15 protein-coding genes and 2 pseudogenes are annotated in these 19,013 nt (G+C 68.9%); 5 read left to right on the top strand and 12 right to left on the bottom strand.

Annotation, left to right across the window (positions count from 1 at the left end; genetic code table 11):
* Positions 1–253 precede the first annotated feature (253 nt).
* Positions 254–430, bottom strand: a pseudogene (locus ACFYRX_RS26225) (NAD(P)/FAD-dependent oxidoreductase); the annotation flags it as partial.
* 154 nt (positions 431–584) lie between these two features.
* Between ACFYRX_RS26225 and ACFYRX_RS26220 the strand changes: the two are divergent.
* The 3 genes from ACFYRX_RS26220 (at position 585) to ACFYRX_RS26210 (ending at position 4,731) form a co-directional block, all read left to right on the top strand.
* Positions 585–2,765 (top strand): MMPL family transporter, encoded by a 2,181-nt coding sequence (locus ACFYRX_RS26220; RefSeq protein ID WP_389104257.1) that lies wholly within the window; start codon positions 585–587, stop codon positions 2,763–2,765.
* A gap of 77 nt (positions 2,766–2,842) precedes the next feature.
* A complete protein-coding gene (locus ACFYRX_RS26215; RefSeq protein WP_389104254.1) occupies positions 2,843–4,021 on the top strand; it encodes a sensor histidine kinase in 1,179 nt (392 codons plus the stop codon).
* Positions 4,022–4,053: 32 nt separating this feature from the next.
* A complete protein-coding gene (locus ACFYRX_RS26210) occupies positions 4,054–4,731 on the top strand; it encodes a response regulator (RefSeq protein WP_389104251.1) in 678 nt (225 codons plus the stop codon).
* A gap of 75 nt (positions 4,732–4,806) precedes the next feature.
* Here the strand turns inward: ACFYRX_RS26210 and ACFYRX_RS26205 are convergent.
* From ACFYRX_RS26205 to ACFYRX_RS26195, 3 genes and pseudogenes are all read right to left on the bottom strand, one after another.
* Positions 4,807–5,022, bottom strand: a pseudogene (locus tag ACFYRX_RS26205) (TetR family transcriptional regulator); the annotation flags it as partial.
* A 93-nt stretch (positions 5,023–5,115) separates the two neighbouring features.
* Positions 5,116–6,615, bottom strand: coding sequence for an MFS transporter (locus ACFYRX_RS26200; RefSeq protein ID WP_389104249.1), 1,500 nt, complete (start codon positions 6,613–6,615; stop codon positions 5,116–5,118).
* A 98-nt stretch (positions 6,616–6,713) separates the two neighbouring features.
* Positions 6,714–7,727 (bottom strand): NAD(P)/FAD-dependent oxidoreductase, encoded by a 1,014-nt coding sequence (locus ACFYRX_RS26195; protein ID WP_389104246.1) that lies wholly within the window; start codon positions 7,725–7,727, stop codon positions 6,714–6,716.
* Between the two features lie 630 nt (positions 7,728–8,357).
* On the opposite strand from ACFYRX_RS26195, the gene ACFYRX_RS26190 reads away from it, so the two are divergent.
* A complete protein-coding gene (locus tag ACFYRX_RS26190; protein WP_389104243.1) occupies positions 8,358–9,113 on the top strand; it encodes a sensor histidine kinase in 756 nt (251 codons plus the stop codon).
* Positions 9,114–9,121: 8 nt separating this feature from the next.
* Here ACFYRX_RS26190 and ACFYRX_RS26185 read toward each other — a convergent pair whose 3' ends face one another.
* Genes ACFYRX_RS26185 through ACFYRX_RS26175 form a run of 3 tightly spaced genes read right to left on the bottom strand, consistent with a single transcriptional unit; the run spans position 9,122 to position 12,231 of the window.
* Positions 9,122–10,762, bottom strand: a complete 1,641-nt coding sequence (locus ACFYRX_RS26185; protein ID WP_389104240.1) for a glycosyl hydrolase family 79 C-terminal domain-containing protein — start codon at positions 10,760–10,762, stop codon at positions 9,122–9,124.
* A 55-nt stretch (positions 10,763–10,817) separates the two neighbouring features.
* On the bottom strand, positions 10,818–11,396 hold the full coding sequence (locus ACFYRX_RS26180) for a nuclear transport factor 2 family protein (protein WP_389104237.1): 579 nt from the start codon (positions 11,394–11,396) through the stop codon (positions 10,818–10,820).
* Position 11,397: 1 nt separating this feature from the next.
* Positions 11,398–12,231 (bottom strand): TauD/TfdA dioxygenase family protein, encoded by an 834-nt coding sequence (locus tag ACFYRX_RS26175; RefSeq protein ID WP_389104234.1) that lies wholly within the window; start codon positions 12,229–12,231, stop codon positions 11,398–11,400.
* 299 nt (positions 12,232–12,530) lie between these two features.
* Here ACFYRX_RS26175 and ACFYRX_RS26170 point away from each other — a divergent pair, with 299 nt between their 5' ends.
* Positions 12,531–13,445 carry a TIGR03564 family F420-dependent LLM class oxidoreductase gene (locus ACFYRX_RS26170; RefSeq protein ID WP_389104231.1) on the top strand — a complete coding sequence of 305 codons (915 nt, stop codon included), beginning with the start codon at positions 12,531–12,533 and terminating at the stop codon, positions 13,443–13,445.
* A gap of 347 nt (positions 13,446–13,792) precedes the next feature.
* Here ACFYRX_RS26170 and ACFYRX_RS26165 read toward each other — a convergent pair whose 3' ends face one another.
* The 5 genes from ACFYRX_RS26165 to ACFYRX_RS26145 all read right to left on the bottom strand — a co-directional run bounded on the left by ACFYRX_RS26165 (position 13,793) and on the right by ACFYRX_RS26145 (position 19,012).
* The gene (locus ACFYRX_RS26165) at positions 13,793–14,308 is read right to left on the bottom strand and encodes a DUF302 domain-containing protein (protein ID WP_389104228.1); all 516 of its coding nucleotides are present in this window, start codon (positions 14,306–14,308) and stop codon (positions 13,793–13,795) included.
* Positions 14,309–14,360: 52 nt separating this feature from the next.
* Positions 14,361–15,239: an alpha/beta fold hydrolase gene (locus ACFYRX_RS26160; RefSeq protein ID WP_389104225.1), complete on the bottom strand. Its 879-nt coding sequence runs from the start codon at positions 15,237–15,239 to the stop codon at positions 14,361–14,363.
* A 229-nt stretch (positions 15,240–15,468) separates the two neighbouring features.
* Positions 15,469–15,819 (bottom strand): UBP-type zinc finger domain-containing protein, encoded by a 351-nt coding sequence (locus tag ACFYRX_RS26155; protein WP_389104222.1) that lies wholly within the window; start codon positions 15,817–15,819, stop codon positions 15,469–15,471.
* Positions 15,816–17,297, bottom strand: a complete 1,482-nt coding sequence (locus ACFYRX_RS26150; RefSeq protein WP_389104220.1) for an ATP-binding protein — start codon at positions 17,295–17,297, stop codon at positions 15,816–15,818. Before ACFYRX_RS26150 ends, ACFYRX_RS26155 begins: the two co-directional genes overlap by 4 nt.
* Complete coding sequence (locus ACFYRX_RS26145) at positions 17,294–19,012, bottom strand: FAD-dependent oxidoreductase (RefSeq protein WP_389104217.1); 1,719 nt, start codon at positions 19,010–19,012, stop codon at positions 17,294–17,296. The genes ACFYRX_RS26150 and ACFYRX_RS26145 overlap by 4 nt, the downstream gene beginning before the upstream one ends.
* Position 19,013 lies beyond the last annotated feature (1 nt).

Raw genomic sequence — 19,013 nt, 5'->3', positions numbered from 1 at the left:
TCGGGTCTCCTGTCGCCTGCGGGTTCTCCGCGCACGGCCGTGGCGCACCCCTCCGATCATGCCCATGCCATCAGCACACAAGGAGGTCGGCGGCGTGGGGCGCACCCGGTGGATCGTCTCCGACAAGCGCATTACAAAGAGAGCTATGAGCTTATAGATATAACTCATTCCCTTCATCACGCAACCCTCCGTGACGCCGAGTCGGGACGTCGCTCCAAGAACTTCACCCTTGTGTGCGCACCACCTTGACGGCGGCGAGTCCGGGCACCCCCGGGAGCACATCCTTCAGGCTGGTGGCCACCAGGACGCGGCGGGCGCTGATGTGACGGCCGTCGGCCAGGGCGACGGTGAACCGCAGGTCCCCGTCTGCCGACGGGGCGGCAGACTCGGCCGAGACCACCTCGCCGAACACGACGCGTCCGCTGTACTGACCTGTTCGCCGGCGAGGCGTTCGGCCCTACTGCGATCGCAGTAGAGACAAGTGTCTGCGAACGGCCAAGGACGAGAGACCGTAGGAATGCGAGCGTGAGGGTGGGCCGGGATCGTCGGCCCACCCATGTGGTGCACCCCTGAAAGGCTCGTCGATGTCCCCTCTCGCCCGCTGGTGTCACCGGCACCGGCTCGCCGTCGTCCTGGTCTGGGTGGGCCTGTTGATCGGTCTGGGGGCCGGGGCAGGTGCGGCCGGCAGCGCCTTCGGCAACAGCCCGACCTCGCAGAACACCGACTCGGCCAAGGCCACGGCCCTGTTGCAGCACGCCTCGAACAGCGCGGCGGGCAAGAGCGGCCGGGTCGTCTGGCAACTGAAGGACGGCAAGGTCACCGAGCCGGCCGCCGAGCAGGCGATGACCGGCGCGCTGGGGCGGATCGCCCACGCGCCGGGTGTCGCCTCCGTGACCAGCCCCTACGCGCCCAGCGGCAAGGCGCAGGTCAGCAAGGACGGGAAGACGGCCTACGCCACGGTCGCCTTCGACCCCGACGTGGCGGACAGTCAGATCGACCACGTCAAGGAACTCGCCACCGCCCTGGAGACGAGGAGCCTGCACATCGCCCTGAACGGGCAGGCCTTCACCGTCAACGCAGCGCCGAATCCGGTCGCCGACGCCATGGGAATCCTGCTCGCCTTCGTCGTGCTGCTCTTCGTCTTCCGCGCGGTGTGGGTGGCGGTGCTGCCCATCCTCACGGCGATAGCCGGCGTCGGCACCTCAGCCGTCGCCGTGATCCTGCTCAGCCACGTCATCACGCTCTCCGACACCACCCTGACCCTCGGCTCACTGATCGGCCTCGGCGTGGGCATCGACTACGCCCTGTTCATCGTCAACCGGCACCGCGCCAACCTGAAGGCGGGCCTGGGTACGGCCGAGTCGATCGCCAAGGCCCTCAACACCTCCGGCCGGGCCGTGGTGTTCGCCGGGCTGACCGTCGTCATCGCGCTGCTCGGCATGCTCACCCTGAACGTCGGCATCATCAACGGCATGGCCATCGGCGCAGCCGTGACCGTCCTCCTGACGGTGCTGGCGGCCATCACCCTGCTGCCGGCGCTGCTCGCCATGATCGGACCCCGGGTCCTCAGCCGCCGCGAGCGCAGCGCGCCCGGCGGCGGCACGACCGGGACCGGTCTGTGGGGCCGGTGGGCCACACGGATCCAGGCCCACCCCAAGGCCCTCGGCCTGGTCGCGCTGGCCGTGCTGGCGGCGCTCGCGCTCCCGACCCTGTCGCTGCGCCTGGGCGCGGCCGACGACGGCAACCTGCCCACGACGTCGACGAACCGCCAGGCATACGACATGATCGCGGACGGTTTCGGGCCCGGCTTCAACGGCCCGCTCGTCCTCGCCGTCCAAGTCTCCACCGCTGCCGACGAGGTGGCCGAGGCGAAGCTGGTCACCGCTCTTCAGGAGGTCGACGGAGTCGCCAGTGCCGGCGCCGCCCCCATGAAGGAGGGGCAGACGGTCGGTGTGATCTCCGTCGTACCGACGACCTCCCCGCAGTCGGCGGCCACCTCCGAGCTGATCGACCACCTGCGCGACGACGTCATCCCGAAGGCAGCGCAGGGCACGTCGATGACGGTGTACGTCGGCGGTATCACCGCGAGCAACGACGACTTCGCGTCGGTGCTGCTGGGCAAACTGCCGATGTTCGTGCTGGTGATCGCCGCGCTCGGGTTCCTGCTGCTGACGGTCGCGTTCCGCAGCCTGCTCATCCCCGCCGTGGGCGCCGTCCTCAACATCCTGAGCATCGGGGTGGCCTTCGGCGCGATCGTCGTCGTCTTCCAGTACGGCTACGGCGCCTCGCTCCTCGGACTGGGCGCCGCCGGACCGATCGAGTCGTTCGTGCCGATCCTGGTCGTCGGCATCATGTTCGGCCTGTCCATGGACTACCAGGTGTTCCTGGTCAGCCGGATGCGCGAGGAGTGGGCCCACACGGGCGACAGCCACCGGGCCGTGCGGGTCGGCCAGGCGGAGACCGGCAAGGTGATCGTCGTTGCCGCCACCATCATGTTCTGCGTCTTCGGCTCGTTCGTGTTCGGTGGCATGCGGGTGATCTCCGAGTTCGGCGTGAGCCTCGCCGTCGCCGTCGCCGTGGACGCGCTGCTGATCCGGATGGTCCTCGTCCCGGCGCTCATGCACGTGTGCGGACGGGCGAACTGGTGGCTGCCGCGCCGGCTGGACAAGGCGCTGCCGCGGGTGTCCGTGGAGGGACCGTCGGACGAACCGGAGCGGCAGCTGCACCCGGTGCGGGAGCCGCAGCCCGCCGGACTGACCGACTGAGACCGCCGTACTCGCGGGTCGGTGACAGGCCGGGGTGGGTCGGCCCGTCGTCGGCCCGCGCCTCGTACATTGAGGAGATGCAGGTGACAGCGATGAGGTGGTGGCTCGCTCGCCATGACCGGATCAGGGACGCGCTCCCCGCGCTGGTGCTGATCGTCGTCGCCGTGGCCGCCACGGCCGCGGGAAAGTCCGGCTGGCACGAACCCCGGGCGACGTGGGTGGCCTGGACGGCGCTGTCCTGCATCCCCCTCGTGTTCCGGAGCCGCTGGCCGCTGCCCGTCGTCGTACTCACCCTGGCGGTCGATCTGACCGGCATGGCCCTGGCCCCGGACCATGCCTTCACGCCGGCGGCGAGCCTCGTCGCCCTGTACACGTTCGCCACCCGCAGCAGCCGGCGGACCGCCTGGACCGTCGGCGTCATCGCCTCCGTCATGATCACGTGGGTCTACGCCGCCACCCACAACGAACCGCTCCTGGTGGGAACGAGTCTGCTCCGGTTCGACTTCGCTATCGCCGCCACCGGCCTGGGCGACGCCGTCCGCAGCCGCCGCCTGCATCTCGCGCGGGCCGAAGCGCGCGCGGAAAACGCCGAGCGCACCCGGGAGGAGGAGGCCCGGCGCCGCGTCGCCGAGGAACGCGTGCGCATCGCCCGCGAACTCCATGACGTGGTCGCCCACCACATCACCCTGGTCAACGCCCAGGCGGGCGTGGCCCACCACCTCATGCGCACCGACCCGGACCGGGCCTACGAGGCGCTGGCCCACATCAAGGACAACAGCCGGGCCGCCCTCGACGAACTGCGGGCCACCGTCGGCCTGTTGCGCCAGTCCGACGACGCACCGGACTCCCGGGCGCCCATCCCCCGCCTGGCCGACCTGGACGCCCTGGTCAGCGGTATCCGCGGCGGGGGTCTGCCCGTGTCGGTGTCACGCACGGGTGCCCCCCGGCCGCTGGCGCCCTCCACCGAACTGACGGCCTACCGCATCATCCAGGAAGCCCTCACCAACACCCACAAACACGCCCTCGCGGCACACGCCGAGGTGGCCCTGGACTACGGTGCCACCGTCCTGCGCGTCACCGTCACGGACGACGGTGAGCCGCACGCGCCCAAGGGGCCCGGCACCGGTCACGGCCTGATCGGCATGCGGGAACGCGCCACTGCCGTCGGTGGCACCGTCACCGCCGGCCCACGGCCCGAGGGCGGCTTCCGGGTCGTCGCCGAACTGCCCCTCTTTCTCACCCCCGCGACCACCTGACCGACCTCGACGAACCCAAGGAAGCCCCACCCATGACGATTCGCGTCCTGCTCGCCGACGACCAGGCCCTGCTGCGCGGCACCTTCCGGCTGCTGATTGACGCGCAACCGGACATGGAGGTCGTCGCGGAGGCATCCCACGGCCGCGAAGCCGTACAGCTGGCCCGGTCCGAGCGGGCCGACGTCGTGGTGATGGACATCCGCATGCCCGAGGTGGACGGCATCGAGGCCACCCGGCTCATCGGCCGGGACGAGGACCTGGCCGGGGTGAAAGTCCTCGTCCTCACCACGTTCGAGGTCGACGAGTTCGTCGTCGAAGCACTTCGGGCAGGTGCGAGCGGCTTCCTCGGAAAGGGCGTCGAACCCGCCCAACTTCTCGACGCCATCCGGCTGGTCGCGGCGGACGAGGCGCTGCTGTCCCCCGTCGCGACCAAGAAACTGATCGTCCGCTTCCTCGCCCAGCCGTCCCCCGGCGGGCTCTCCGACCCAGGCCGCCTGGCCACTCTCACCCCGCGGGAGCGCGAGGTGATGACCCTCATCGCCACCGGCCTGTCCAACGGCGAGATCGCCGAACGCCTCTTCGTCACCCCTGTCACCGTCAAGACCCACGCCAACCGCGCCATGGCCAAACTCGGCGCCCGCGACCGCGCCCAACTCGTCGTCATCGCCTACGAAAGCGGTCTGGTCCGCGCCGGAGAGACCCACCCCTGAACCGGTTCGAGGACGACGAGGTTCATAGCTGGTTCCTGTCCTGCTACCGCGAGGACCCCACGCGATTGCGCGGTCAAGCAGCACGGCCATGGGGACAGTTCCCTCGCAGACCACCCAGCCCGCCGTAGCGGCATCCGCGCAGGCGAGGGCGGCCGCGACCAGGGCGGTCGGCCTGGGTGCCTCGGGCCGGTCGGGGTCGGCCCCCGGTCGCCGTGCGAGCTCCGGGACCACCATCTCCTGCCGGCCCAACTGCTTCTCGAAGTGTCGGGCGCGCAGTGACGGCGTATCCACCACCCTGGAGATGCCCTGCTTTCCTGCGCTGATTCGTGTCCTGAGAACAACAGTCAGCGCAGGTAGCAGGGCATCTCCAGGGCGGATCCAGGCTCAGTGGGCCATCACGGGCTCGCCCTCGGACGGCTCCAGAGCCCGGTTCGGAATCAGGAAGGCGGCGATCACCGCACCGACCACGAAGAACCCGGAGCCCCACGCCAGGGTGGCCGTGTAGCCCTCGACCCCGGCCTGCGCCGCGGCCAGCGCGCCGGGCTTGTGCGAGGTCAGGTAGTCGGTCGCGGCGGAGGAGGCGACGGTGGTCAGCAGGGCCGTGCTGATCGAGCCGCCGATCTGCTGACCGGTGTTGATCAGCGCCGAGGCGACGCCCGCGTCCTCGTGGTGAATGCCCGAGGTCGCCCCCTGGAACGCAGTGGACATCACCGCGCCGATGCCGAGACCCAGCAGGATCAGGCCGGGCATGATGTGTGCGACGTAGGTGCTGTCCAGCTCGAGCCGGGTCAGCAGAGCCATGCCGGACGCGGCGACCAGGAATCCGGCGCTGACTACGATCTTCGGGCCGACCCTGGGCAGCACCAGCGAAGGCATCGTGGTCGACGAGGCGACGACGCCCGCGACCATCGGCAGGAACGCCAGACCGGTCCTGATCGGCGAGTAGCCGAGGCTGGCCGCGAAGTAGTAGGTCAGGAACAGGAAGATCGAGAACATCCCCATGCCCAGCACGAACACCGCCATGAACGAACCACCGCGGGTCCGGTCCAGCACGACGCGCAGCGGCAGCAGCGGATGCGCGACCCTGGTCTCCAACCAGACGAACACCGCGAGCAGCACGGCGCCGACGATCATGGAGCCGAGGGCGACCGGGTTGGTCCAGCTGGTGGACTCGACGTGCGCGAACCCGTAGACGACGGCGAACAGCGCGGCGCTCACCACGACGATGCCGGGAATGTCGAGTTTGGGCTTCTGGGTGATCGCGGGCTTGGCCAGCAGCAGCAACGCACCGATCAGGGCGGGGACCGCGAAGGCGACGTTCACGTACATCACCCACCGCCAGGAGGCCCATTCGGTGAGCATGCCGCCGACCAGCAGCCCGATCGCGCCGCCTGCACCACCCAGCGCACTGAAGATACCGAAGGCCTTCGCCCTTTCGGACGGTTCGGTGAAGGTCACGCTGAGCAGGGAGAGTGCCGCGGGCGCGAGCACCGCGGCGAAGAGGCCCTGGGCCACGCGTGCCGCGACGAGGATCTCGAAGCTGGTGGCCGAGCCGCCGACGACGGACGCGACCCCGAAACCTGCCAGGCCGATCACGAAGAGGGTGCGTCGACCCAACAGGTCACCGAGTCGGCCGCCGAGCAGCAGCAGGCTGCCGAACGCCAGGGCGTAACCCGTGATGACCCACTGCCTACTGCCGTCGCTGAAGCCGAGGGCTTGCTGCGCCTCGGGCAGCGCGATGTTCACGACGGTCGCATCGAGCATGACCATGAGCTGGGCCATGCCTATGACGACCAGCACCCACCAGCGCACGGCATGTGAGCCGCGAAGGCCCGAGTCTCTCTTTCCGGGGGCGGGCGCCCCGCGGTCGATGCTGATACTCATTTTCTTCCCTTGCTTGGTGGGCATGACTGAACGCCGTCTGGAATCTGATTGGTTTCCTCGCCGGTGAAGGTGAGGGTGGTGGGTTGTGAGTGGGGATTTCAGCCCTGGAGGGCCGCGTCGGTGTCCGCGACGGCCAGCTTCTTGTTGATGTCGATGCCGGCCAGTGCGCCGGCCGCCGCGGAGGCCCCGACCTGGGCGACCGGATCGGTGACGTTGCCTGCCACCCACACACCCGGCACCTCGGTGGCGCCGTCCGGGCCGGAGGCGAAAGCGCGACCCACATTCGGCAGGTCCTGGACCGGCAGGCCCAGACCTTCCAGGCCCTGGGTGCGGGCCTGGATCTGCGGGACGACCCCGAGGACGCGGCGGGCCACGACCTGGCCGTCGGCCAGGCGCACCCCGGCGAGGGCACCGTCCTCGTCGCTGACGACCTCGGTGACCGGGGTGTCGATGACGCGGATGCCGCGGGCGGCGAAGCGGGCGCGGCTGTCCTCGTCCAGGTCGGTGCCGTGGGTGAAGTAGGTCAGGTCCTCCGTCAGCTGACGGAACAACAACGCGGGGCCGATGGAGGCGGGGCCGGTGGCGAGGATGCCGATGGGCTCGTCGCGCACCTCCCAGCCGTGGCAGTACGGGCAGTGCACCACACTGTGCCCCCAGTGCTCGGCGAGCCCGGGCACCTGCGGCAGCACATCCTTCAGGCCGGTGGCCACCAGGATGCGGCGGGCGGTGAGGTGGCGGCCGTCGGCCAGGGTGACGGTGAACCGCAGGTCCCCGTCTGCCGACGGGGCGGCAGGCTCGGCCGAGACCACCTCGCCGTGGACGACGCGTCCACCGTACTGGCGCACCTGCTCCCGGCCCCGTCGAAGGATCTCGGACGGCGGGGTGCCGTCCAGGGCGATGAGGCCGTGTACGGCATCGGCGGGCGCGTTGCGCGGGGAGCCGCTGTCGATCACGACGACCGAGCGGCGGGAGCGGGCGAGGATCAGTGCACCGTTCAGCCCCGCGGCGCCCCCGCCGATCACCACCGCGTCGACGGTCCCCTCGGCCAGTGCGTCGCTCGTGTACGCAGGAGCTGTCACAGCTGTCGCCTCCTGCTTTTCCTTGTCAGTCATGGTTCGCTCAACCCTTCGAGTTCTGGGTGATTGCAGGGGGGTCAGCTGTTCGGGAAGCCCAGGAAATGGTGGGCGACCGTCTTGGGCTGTCGTGGAGGGCTGCGCGGAGGAGTGCAGGCAGCCTGTCCGGTGAGCTCAGAACCGTTGTGTACTGAACAGTCAGAAACGTAGGCGGTTCTGTACTGAGTTGTCAAGTGCGACAGGTCGGCCCTCGCTCACCACGACGATGCCCGGAATGTGAAGTTTGGTCTTCTGGGTGATCACGGGCTTGGCCGGCAGGCGAAGTCCTCGCGAGGCGAACAGCAGAAGACCGCAGTGCCGCGCTCTGATCGAGACTCAGTGCGTTGTGGAAAAGGGGGTTCCTGTTCGACGAGCGGGGGCTTCTTCGTGTGCGGGGCGTGATCGCGACGGGGTAGGGGCAGGCAGGGGGCGGCTTGTTGTGACGGCGTGGGGCGCGGGCGCGGCAGGAGTTGGACTCCTGGACGGAGGTCCTGGAGCAGGCTCAGGCGGAGGTGCACGCCGCGCGGGAGCGGGTCGAGCCGGCCCGGGTGGGGCGTGAGGAGCCCGTGTCAGCGCTGGCCGCGGAGAACATGGTGAGTTCGCCGGTTTCGGCTGGTCGGCCTTATCCTGGTGGGCCTCGTCGCGGGACGCGCCGCCTACCTGCGCTCGCTGGACTACCGCCGTACGGTCGCCGTTGCTGAGACACGGCGCGGCGGGAGGCTGGCGATCTCGGCCGACCTGCACGACTTCGTCGCCCACCATGTCACCGGCATTTTCATACAGACGCAGATGGCCCGCATGACGGCCCCCGACCGGCCGGACGATCTCGACCCCGTCCTGGTGGGGATCGAGCGTGCGGCCACGGAGGCGCCGGCATCCATGCGTCGTACGGTCGGCGTCCTGCGGGACACCGAGTCACCGGACCCGGATCTGCACCCGGTCGGCGACCTGGCCGCCATCGCCGACCTGGCGAAGAACTTCGAGACGCTCGGCCGGCGCGTCACGCTGCACCATCGCGGCGACGTACCGGGCGATCTGCCGCACGAGGTGCAGGCGGCCGCCTTCCGTGTCGTCCAGGAAGCGTTGACCAACGTCCGACGCCATGCCGGCCGCCGACGCCACCCAGATCACGATCGACCGACGTCGCCTCGGCGGCTGGAGCTCACCGTGACCGATGACGGCCGGGGCGGCACCTGGCTGCCCGCCGCCGCACACGGCGACGGCTTTGGCCTCGGCGGACTACGCGAACATGTCACCGCACTCGGCGGCGGCCGGCCACGAGTGGAGGCTGCGGGCATCCCTCCCGACGCACCCCCGAATGTGAGGCAGGGCCGTCAAATTGACACACTCGGCTGGCTCGGTGGGGCTGACTCCACGGATCGGTGACCGTCGAGTCATCGTCTGCGGTCGGTGATGTTCAGCAACACGGCGCTCGGAGTGGTGAATGGGACGTTGAAGGTGCTGCCGGTGACGGGGATCTGCCGTGGCCTGTTCGGGGTGAAGCTGCCGTCGGGAGCGACCTGGGAGCCGGCGAACCGGACTCCAGAGGTCGCCTCCAGCGAGGGACCTTCCAGTCGTTGAAGACTGGCCCAGCGGGCGGTACCGCCGTTGATCCTCACCGCGACGGTGCCTTTCAGCGTGTTGTCGAGATTGTCGATCACGACTCGGACAGCGCCGTCAGGACTCCGCACGGCATAGGCGGTGACGTTCGCTTCGGTGCCTGAGACACGGGTGGGCAGGAACTGTCCTCCGCGCAGGGCGGAGACCAGCAGGCCGGCGTAGTAGGAAGGTTGCGCCTGTAGCCGTGCGTCGGTGGTGGCGGTCTGGTCGGGGAAGCAGATCCAGGTGTAGCCACCACAGTCGTGGGGCTGCTGGTGAAAATTGATCCCGCTGATTCCCTCGTGAGCGGCGGTCAGCGCGTAGTCGACGGTCCACAAGGCAGCGGCCAGGGTGTTGGACACCCCGGCCTTGCCTCCGTTGGCGACGTTGTTGGTCTCTGAAAGGTGCGCCGGCAGCCCGGCAGTGCGCGCTTGCTGTGCGAACAGGTCGACGAAGTTCCTGGTGTTCGCGGCGGTCGTTTTGGACAGGAGGTTGTCGATGGTCGCCGGTGTTTGGATCTCGGGCCTGTTGACCAGCGGGTAGTAGTGCTGGTCGAGGAACCGGGTCTGGTGACCGAACGCGCTTGCGTAGGCCGACCACCAGCTCGGTATCGGCTTGGTGATCGGGTCGGCCTGGGGCAGGCCCCACAGGAATCCCGCGGCGTCGGGGCCGGAGAAGCGCACCCCGTGCGCGGACTTGCCGATGGCGGCCAGGTAGGCGGTGGCCTGCTTGACGTAGGCGTCGGTGGTGTAGTTGGGGACGCCGCGTACCGGCAGGTACAGGTTGGGTTCGTTGCCGAGCTGGATCGTGCGCAGCAGTGGCCCGAACTGGCGCCCTGCGGCGGCGGCCAGGCTCGCGGCCGCGGCCGGGTCGTCGTGGAACAGGTTGACGCCCAGATCGATCGGCCACCGGGTGCGCCGCGCCAAGGCGCCGGCGCGGGCCAGGTCGGTCGGGGTGATGACCTGCCCGTCGGCCCAGGCCGGCGGCGGCACGGAAGGATCTGGCTGCCAGGCGGTCGCGTCGGCACCGTTGGCGGCGAACCGCATCGAGCCGCGGCCGAGGTTGTCCAGCATCTGGGCCAGGTTGCCGTGGTCGGCGCTCACCCACGGTTCGTGCAGTGCTCCCTCTTCGAACGACAGGCCGAGGAAATTGCCGGGAACGGTCACCCCGCCCTGACTGGAGGCGTCAACGGTCACCGTCAGCGCCGGGGACGGGCGGGCGGTCGATGCGTGGGCGGCAGCGGGCGTGATCGCGAGCACGGCGGCTGCCACGGCGGCCGGAAGCCGGACTTTACGCATGGTCACCTCGGGTCGATTCAAGGGCTGCGGGTGGGTCGATTCAACGGCTGATTTTGGTTGTTGAGTGGTCAGTTGCTGCTCGAGGTCGGGCGACCCTCGAAGGCGATGGAACGCGTGGAGGGGTGTCTTCCAGCGCATGGTCCAGCGCTTGCTGCGGCAGGACCTTTGAGATCCGGATGCGTCGGAGTGTCGGCTACGTTCCGCTTTGGGTGGCTTCCCAGCGGGCGGGTGCGGGCGCATCGGCCCGCAGCGGACGCTGATAGGCGAGATCGGTCCGGTCCCGGGTCCCTTTGAGATAGCCCTGTGCGGTGAAGAACGGAGACCGCAGCACGGAGGCGTCCGCAGTGAACATGACCTCGACGGTGGAGCGACGTAGCGCGATGCGCCAACGGCCTTCGCGTCGTTCCAGCCGGTCGAGGTAGCGGCCGCTGACGATTTGCGCTGTGCGCCCGTCGATGCCCAGCAGGACAACCAAGGCGTAGCTTTCGCAGTGCGCCGTGTCGCCGTCGATCTCGCAGGAATGGGTCGTGATGTTGTGCGTATGCACCTGTGAGGTGGCGGCGTGCGCGGGGTTGACCCAGTCCGCGTAGTCGGCGCCGGTGTTGGTGGCGAAGCCGTGCTCGTCGAGCGCGTCGGCATGGTACGCGCTGGTGATCAACTCGTCGTCGTGCCGGTCGCAGCCGCGAGCGTGGCGGGCGAGGCAGTCGAGGATCTCGCTGCGGTCCAACAGGTAACGCACGTCGCGTTCGACGGTGTCGGGACGGGTCTTCATCTCAGGCCACCGTCTCCTCGCCGACGAGTGTGGTGCGGTGCATCAGCCGCCGTGATGTGGGGTCGAAAGGCAACGCCCGGTGCAGCATGCCGGTGTTGTCCCAGATGACCAGGTCACCGCGGCGCCAGTGGTGGCGCAGCGCGAAGCGCGGCTGGGTGGCCCATTCCAGCAGATGGTCCAGCAATGCCCGTCCTTCGTCGGCGGGCAGGCCGACGATCTCACCGGCGGTGGCGCCGAGCAGCAGGGACTTTCGGCCGTTGCGCCGGGTCCACACCAGCGGATGCACGGTGGAGGGCACCCGATCCCACGCGGCGCGCTCCTGTTCCGAGGCATCCGGGTTCGCTCGCAGCTGTGCGGCGGCGAAGCTGTGCGCCACGCGAAGATCCGGGATCTTGGCGCGCTCTTCGTCGGGTAGCGATTCGTAGGCGAGGTAGGTGTTGGCGAACTCGGTGTCGCCGTCGGCATCATCGACCTCGCGAGCGGTCAGCAACGTGGCCTTCTGCGGAAGCATGTCCGTTGCACCGTCGATGTGCCACAGGAAGTTGCCCTGCCGGTATGTCGCGAGCGCAGCGTTCGTCTTCGCCGGGTCCAGGGTGATCGTAGCTATCTCGGGATACCGGTGTTCCCCCGTTTTGGCGGTCACCACGTCGCCGAGCAGTCGACTGAGCGCGACCAGTTCGTCATCGCTGATGTTGAGTTCGCGATAGACCACGACACCATGCTCGTCCAGTGCCGCGCGGCACTCCTCAGCTGCCTCGCGGTTGACCAGCTGGTGGCCGGCAGCGCCGGTGACCTCGACCCCGAACGGCTTCAGAGTTGCGTAGGTGAAGGCCATGGCATCTCCTCAGAGGTTTGCTGTTTTGTACAAGAAGACTATATTCAGATAAGGAGAGTCAAGTTCTCATCTCCGAGAACTTGGACTTTCATTAGACGGAAGGGGTATCCCACGGGTGCAGTCGGCGCCGATCACAGCCTGGAGAACTTCATGTCCGGCACCTCGATGACGATCGACCTGGAAGAGAGCGCTGGCCGGATCACCCACGCGCGGGATGCGGCCTTCCTCACAGGGCGGTTTCTCTCGGCCGAGTCGAGCTCCGACCTTCCGGTCGGACGTACTGAACCAAGGAGGCAGCGATGCGGATCGGCCTGACCGGCGGCGGTTCGTCCCTCGACAAGATCGTCCAGCAGGCACAGCGCGCCGAGCACGACGGCTTCAGATCCCTTTGGTATGCCAGCGTTGTTGCGGGCGACCCCCTCGTCGCCATGGCGTTCGCCGGGCAAGCGACATCGTCGATCGAACTCGGCACCGCCGTCCTGCAGACCTATCCGTGCCATCCGCTGCTGCAGGCCAACCGTGCGGCATCCGTGGTGAACGCGATGGGCCGGCCCGGCCTCACCCTCGGCGTCGGCCCTTCGCACGAAACACTGATCCGTGACGTGTACGGCCTCTCCTATGAAAGGCCCGGCCGCAACACGGAGGAGTACATGGCGATTCTGACCGGCTTACTGCGCGGCGAGGAGATGGACCACGTCGGCACCGAGTGGACAACGCGCAGCGCAGGCCGGATGGTCTCGCTCGATCATCCGGTTCCGGTGCTGGTCGCGGCGCTGAGCCCGCGCCTGCTGCGGGTCGCGGGTGAGCTCGGCGAAGGAACTGTGCTCTGGATGGCCTCGGCGCAGGCGATCGAGACGCACGTCGCTCCGCGGCTGCACGCGGCCGCAGCCTCGGCCGGACGGACGGCGCCCCGGATCGTCGCCGGGCTGCCGGTGGCGGTCCACGATGATCGGGCCGAGGCGCGTGCGGCCGCGGCCGCACGCGCCAGGGTTTACGCCGGAATGCCGAACTACAACCGGATTCTCCACGCCGGCGGCGCCACCGAGCCGGCCGACGCTGCCATCGTCGGCGACGAGAAGTCGGTGAGTAAGCAGTTGACGGCTGTGCTCGACGCCGGCGCCACGGACATCTGGGCGGACGTCTTCCCCGTGGGGAACGACCGATCCGCATCCCGGCGCCGCACCATGGACCTCCTTCGCGAGCTCGCGACCTAGCGAACCGCAGCACTCAGCGTGGACCAGGTAGGGCCGGTTTGATGCCGCATCCTCCCGAGTGGGAAGGATGCATGTCATGCCGAAGAAGGTGGATCCCGAGCTGGGGGCCCGAGCCGTCCGGCTGGTGCGGTAGCACCGTGCCGAGTACCCGACCAAATGTCGCGGCGGTGCTGACGCTGTCAAAGCAGGTCGGGGTAGGCAGAAGTCGTTGTGGCTGCTCCGGCGACAATGCCCCTCATCGGAGGGGCGGTCCGGCAGGACCGCCCCTGATGGGCCACCAGCCCACCACACTCCCGACGATGCCTCTGACCAGGTCAGACAGCGAAACAGTGCTGGAGTGCCAGGGGTCAGGCCGTGATCAGCTCCGGTGGTACCGGCAGTGTCATGAGGCGGAGCAGTTCAGCGACTTTGGCGTCGAGTTGTGCTCCGACCTCGGCGATGCGGGGATCGCCGAAGCTGGCGAATTTGCTCGACGGCTGGTCGATGCTGATCTGTACGTGGCCGGAGGCGGTCTCGTAGATCGCGGTTCGCAGCGGGGCGTACAGGATGGTGCCGGGGTCGTGGCGGAACATGGTTTCCGCGATGACGTTGTTTCCCATCATGTAAGTCACGGCGCGATGTTGATGGCCCGACAGCCGCATCACCGGCATCGGATCCAGCGTCCAGTAAATGGCAAACGAATGAGGCGTGTGTGCGGTGATGTAGGCCTGCAACGCCGTGAGGTCGCCTGTGCCGGCCACCTCGGCGAGTTCGGCGAAATCGATGGCGGGTACCAGCGATTCGTAGCGCCGGCGGACGTCGTCGAAGGCGTCCTCGGCGTCGACGACAAGGCGGTTGACGAGGTGGGGGACGGCCTGAGTCATGGCGCTTCCTCATGTCCTGACGGGGATGGGCGGGGGTGCCGATCGTTTGGGGTCAGGCCGCGCCGAGCAGGATCCGCGCCATCTCGTCAGGGCGCTCCAAGGCGGAGAAGTGGCCGGTGCGGGGCACGGTGATGCGGTGGACGTCCGTCAGCGCGTTGGCCACGCGGTCTCGTTCAGCAGGCCGGGACCAGTCGTTCTCGCTGTAGACGAGGGTGACGGGCGCCGACACCCGCGGGTAGCGCTCGCGGGCCCGGTCGAATCCCTTGAGGCTGCGGAAGATCCCTCGGGACACCTTGGCGTAGCCCTTGCGGCGGCCGCTCCTCAATAGCTCAGTGATGAAGTCCTCGGGCAGCCGGGTCTTGTCGACGTAGCCGCCCTGCAGGATGGCCCGGAAGATGGGCCGCGGCTCGAGGGGGGCGAAGAGGGGGCCCAGCACGGGCATCCGCACGCTGGAGATGATGGCGCGGGAGAGCCAGTTTCCGCGTTCGCCGCCCTGAGGGTAGTCGTAGCTGTTGAACGCCACGACTCGGCTGACCCGGTCCTTCAGGTCGATCGATGCCGACAGGGACAGGGCGCCCCCGAGTGATTCGCCCGACAGGGTGACGTCGTGAAGGTCCAGTCCGCGGACGAACTCGACGACCGCGGCCCGCAGCTGCGGCTCCTCGTACTGGGCGCCGGGGACGATGTCGGACCATCCCATCCCGGGCAGGTCCAGCGCGTAGATCGTGTAGTGGTCCCACAACAGCGGGATCACGCGCTGGAAGTAGTCGAGCTGACCGCGCACAGTGTGCATCAGCACGAGGGCCGGGCCGGTGCCCACCGTGTAGTAGCGCAGCCGCGAGCCGTCGGTCCGGGTGAAGAACCGCACCTCGCCGCGGCCGTTGCTCCAGGTTCTCGCGTACGTCGCGTCGGGAGAGTCGTTGCGTTCCATGGTTCTGTCCTTTCAGGCGAGGAGAATGCCGCGATGCGGGCAATCCGCTCATTTCTTTGATCTGTGAAGTTGATCAGGGCGCAAAGAGGTGCGGTCGCCCGAAGTGTCCTGTCTCAGCGGCCCGCGAGGGCCGTGTCGGTGATCTGGTGGAGCGTCGGCCGGTCGCACGTCTTGGCCATGTCCCGCAGCCCGGCGCGGATGTTCTGCAAGAGGCCCTGGTCGGCCGGGCTCAGCGCAGCGTGTCCGCCCAGTTCGCCGGCACGCGCCCCGCCGGTCCCGGGGAGGGCTGGTCGGCAGGGTGGGCGTCCGGGGGCGCCAGGTCCGGACCGGACTCGTACATCTCGGACGTCTCGAAGTTCCAGAACCAGGTCTCGCCCGGCTCGTAACTGCGGATCACCGGATGGCCGGTGTCACGGAAGTGGCCGGTGGCGTGCTTGGAGGGTGAGTCGTCGCAGCAGCCGATGTGACCGCACTGGGCGCAGCGCCGCAGATGGAACCACCAGCCGCCATCGGCGTCGCACTCGACGCAGCCGGCACCGCTGGGCGGGACGCTGGGGTCGATGCCGGTGTCCATGGTCATGAGGGCTCCTGGGCCGTGTCGGCGACGGAATCGGGCTCGGTGTCGGGCTCGGTGGCGGTGAGGGGGAGCAGCACCTGGAAGCGGGTGTCGCCGGGTACGGACTCGACTTTCAGGTCACCGTGGTGCTTGTTGACGACGATCCGCCAGGAGATGTCGAGCCCCAGCCCCGTACCCTCGCCCACCGGCTTGGTGGTGAAGAACGGGTCGAAGATCCGGCCGCGGATCTCGGCCGGCACTCCCGGGCCCGTGTCGCGGAACTCCACAAGCAGCCGGTCGTGTTCGATGGCCGTCCGTACGGTCAACGTCCCTTCGCCGCCCGCGCTCTTGATGGCGAAGACGGCGTTGTCGATCAGGTTGGTCCACACCTGGTTCAGTTCGGCCGGGTAGGCCGGAACCCTCGGCACCGAACGGTCGTACTCCTTCACGACCTCGATCTGTGGACCGATCTTGCCCGACAGCATCAGCAGCGTGCTGTCGAGGAATTCGTGCACATCGGTGACCTGGTAGGGCGCGCGGTCCAGCTGCGAGTACTGCTTGGCGGCGTCGACGAGGTGCGAGATACGCGTGGTGGAGTCCTCGATCTCGGACATCAACAGCTCGGTCTCGACCGTGTAGTTGAGGCACTCAAAGGCACTCTGCAGGATTTCCTCGTCGACGGCCGCCGCGATCTGCTCCAGCCAGTCGACGTCGAGTCCGCCCTGCACGAAGGTCGGCGCGATCTGCCAGCCGTTCTGGATGCCGTGGTCGTCGAGCCAGTCGGCGAGTTCGTCCTCCCGGTCGGAGGCTTCGAGCGGGCTCAGTGGCGGCGCCTTGGAGACCCGCTCGGCCGTGCGCTCCTGGAGGTCGACCAGGGCTTTCAGGGCGTCGCGGTGGTAGGGGTCCGAGGCGATGGCGCTGAGTTTGTTGCGCATGTGCGCGGCCCGGTCCCTGAGCGACGCGGTGGCCCGCACGGCGGCCGCGGCCGGGTTGTTGAGTTCATGGGTGAGCCCGGCGGACAATGAGCCCAGCGCGAGCAGGCGTTCGCGCTGCCCGATGGCCTGCTGAAAGGTCTGCGCACCGAGGGTGAGCCCCTCCAGGAGATGGACCGCCATCGGAAACCACTCGTGGATGAAGTTCGCGAACGATTCGGCGGGCAGGACGAAGAACCGTGTCGGCTCCGACACCCGCAGCGAGTTGATGTACCGCTGCGGTTTCCCGTCCCCGAGGTACGCCATGACGGCCCCCGCGTACACCCCTGGCTGGGACGTGCGGCTCACCTCGATGTCGTCGCTGCCCACCCGGCGCGACATGACGACGGTGCCCTCGATCATCACGTAGAAGCAGGTCGCCGGGTCACCTTCGGCGAACACCGGCCCGGGGTCGAACAGTTCGACCCGTCCCGCGCTGCACAGCCTGTCGAGCTGCTCGGCGCTGAGCTTCTCGAAGAGGAACAGTGAGCTGATCTCCGCCGTGCTGCACGGCATCGGCCGCCCGCTCATGACTGCTCCAGATAACGGTGTACGAGCATCACGGCCATGGCTCCCTCTCCGACGGCGGACGCGACCCGCTTGGCGGACTCCGTGCGCGCGTCCCCGGCGACGAACACGCCGGGGATGTTGGTCTCCAGGTGGTACGGCGGCCGGTCCAGCTCCCAGTTGGCCGGTGGCCGCCCGTCGGCGGTCAGATCGGGTCCGGCGAGGATGAACCCGCGCTCGTCCCGCGACACCGTGCCCTCCAGCCAGTCGGTCAGCGGGGCCGCGCCGATGAACACGAACAGCCACTGCGCGTCCACGAGTTCGGTCTGACCGCTCACCGTGTCGCGCAACGTCAGCTGTTCCAGGTCGTTGTCGCCGTGCGCGGCCTCGACGACCGTGTGGGCCCGCACCGAGATGTTCGGCGACTGGGCGATCTGCTGGATCAGATAGTGCGACATCGACGCGGTGAGGTCCGCTCCGCGCACCAGCAGCGTGACCGACTTGGCGCCCCTGGACAGGTACATCGCCGCCTGCCCGGCCGAGTTGGCGCCCCCGACGATGTACACGTCGTGGCCCTGGCAGGCGGCGGCCTCGGTCAGCGCGGACCCGTAGAACACCCCGCGGCCCGACAACTCGTCGGCACCCGGCGCCTCCAGCTGCCGGTACGACACACCGGTCGCCAGGATCACGCTGTGCGCCGCGATCTGCGACCCGTCCGCGAACCGTACGAGCCGCGCCGCCCCGCTGCTCTCCAGACCGGTCACCTCACGCGCGGAGAGGATCTCGGCGCCGAACTTCGTGGCCTGGCGCCGCGCCCGGTCGGTGAGCTGACCGCCGGACACCCCGTCCGGAAAGCCCAGATAGTTCTCGATCCGCGAACTCTGCCCGGCCTGCCCGCCGGTCGCCGACCGCTCCACCAGCACGGTCCTCAGGCCCTCCGAGGCCCCGTACACCGCGGCACCGAGTCCGGCCGGGCCGCCGCCGATGACCACGAGGTCGTAGAAGTCGGCCGTCGGTGTCGTCGCCAGCCCCACGTGCGCAGCCAGTTCGGGCACCTCCGGCTCGACGAGAGCCGTACCGTCCGCCGTGATCACCACTGGCAGCCGCTGCCCGTCCTCGCCCGCAGCGGCCAGCAACCGCTGCCCCTCGGGCTCGTCGGTGGAGTACCAGCGGTACGGCACCTGGTTGCGGGCCAGGAACTCCCGTACGTCCGACGAGCGCGCCGACCACCGGTGACCGATCACCTTGGTGCTCGGCACCGGCCGGAAGTCACTGCACCGCCACGCCTCCAGGAGATCGTCGAGCACCGGGTAGAGCTTCTCCTCCGGCGGATCCCACGGCTTGAGGAGGTAGTGGTCGAGGTCGACGACGTTGATCGCGTCGATCGCCGCATCCGAGTCCGCGTACGCGGTCAGCAGCACGCGCCGGGCACCCGGGTAAACGTCCATGGCCTGTTCGAGGAACTCGATGCCGTTCATCTGCGGCATCCGGTAGTCGGCAAGGATCACCGCGACCAGATCGCCCCGCAGCTTCAGCTCCTGCAGCGCCTCCAGCGCGGACTCGCCGGACTCGGCGCGCACGATCCGGTACGACGCGCCGTAGCGCCGCCGCAGGTCACGGGCGACGGCCCGGGAGACCCCCGGGTCGTCGTCCACGGTCATGATGACGGTCCGCGCAGCGTCCAGGAGCGGTCGGACGAGAGGTGGGGATGCCGGCTTCGGTGTCTCTGGTTCGGACATG

The organism is Streptomyces sp. NPDC005374 (assembly GCF_042872225.1).
Lineage (GTDB): Bacteria > Actinomycetota > Actinomycetes > Streptomycetales > Streptomycetaceae > Streptomyces.
The sequence above is the reverse complement of the archived record's forward strand: the minus strand, read 5'-3'. Positions and strand labels throughout refer to the sequence as shown.

Excerpts from the sequence above, each read along its gene's own strand:
- ACFYRX_RS26185 (WP_389104240.1), bottom strand. The coding sequence starts at position 10,762 with ATGCGCTGGAAGACACCCCTCCACGCGTTCCATCGCCTTCGAGGGTCG.
- ACFYRX_RS26210 (WP_389104251.1), top strand. The coding sequence starts at position 4,054 with ATGACGATTCGCGTCCTGCTCGCCGACGACCAGGCCCTGCTGCGCGGC.
- ACFYRX_RS26200 (WP_389104249.1), bottom strand. The coding sequence starts at position 6,615 with ATGAGTATCAGCATCGACCGCGGGGCGCCCGCCCCCGGAAAGAGAGAC.
- ACFYRX_RS26160 (WP_389104225.1), bottom strand. The coding sequence starts at position 15,239 with ATGGAACGCAACGACTCTCCCGACGCGACGTACGCGAGAACCTGGAGC.
- ACFYRX_RS26215 (WP_389104254.1), top strand. The coding sequence starts at position 2,843 with ATGCAGGTGACAGCGATGAGGTGGTGGCTCGCTCGCCATGACCGGATC.
- ACFYRX_RS26145 (WP_389104217.1), bottom strand. The coding sequence starts at position 19,012 with ATGTCCGAACCAGAGACACCGAAGCCGGCATCCCCACCTCTCGTCCGA.
- ACFYRX_RS26220 (WP_389104257.1), top strand. The coding sequence starts at position 585 with ATGTCCCCTCTCGCCCGCTGGTGTCACCGGCACCGGCTCGCCGTCGTC.
- ACFYRX_RS26175 (WP_389104234.1), bottom strand. The coding sequence starts at position 12,231 with ATGGCCTTCACCTACGCAACTCTGAAGCCGTTCGGGGTCGAGGTCACC.
- ACFYRX_RS26165 (WP_389104228.1), bottom strand. The coding sequence starts at position 14,308 with ATGACTCAGGCCGTCCCCCACCTCGTCAACCGCCTTGTCGTCGACGCC.
- ACFYRX_RS26170 (WP_389104231.1), top strand. The coding sequence starts at position 12,531 with ATGCGGATCGGCCTGACCGGCGGCGGTTCGTCCCTCGACAAGATCGTC.
- ACFYRX_RS26195 (WP_389104246.1), bottom strand. The coding sequence starts at position 7,727 with ATGACTGACAAGGAAAAGCAGGAGGCGACAGCTGTGACAGCTCCTGCG.
- ACFYRX_RS26155 (WP_389104222.1), bottom strand. The coding sequence starts at position 15,819 with ATGACCATGGACACCGGCATCGACCCCAGCGTCCCGCCCAGCGGTGCC.
- ACFYRX_RS26150 (WP_389104220.1), bottom strand. The coding sequence starts at position 17,297 with ATGAGCGGGCGGCCGATGCCGTGCAGCACGGCGGAGATCAGCTCACTG.
- ACFYRX_RS26180 (WP_389104237.1), bottom strand. The coding sequence starts at position 11,396 with ATGAAGACCCGTCCCGACACCGTCGAACGCGACGTGCGTTACCTGTTG.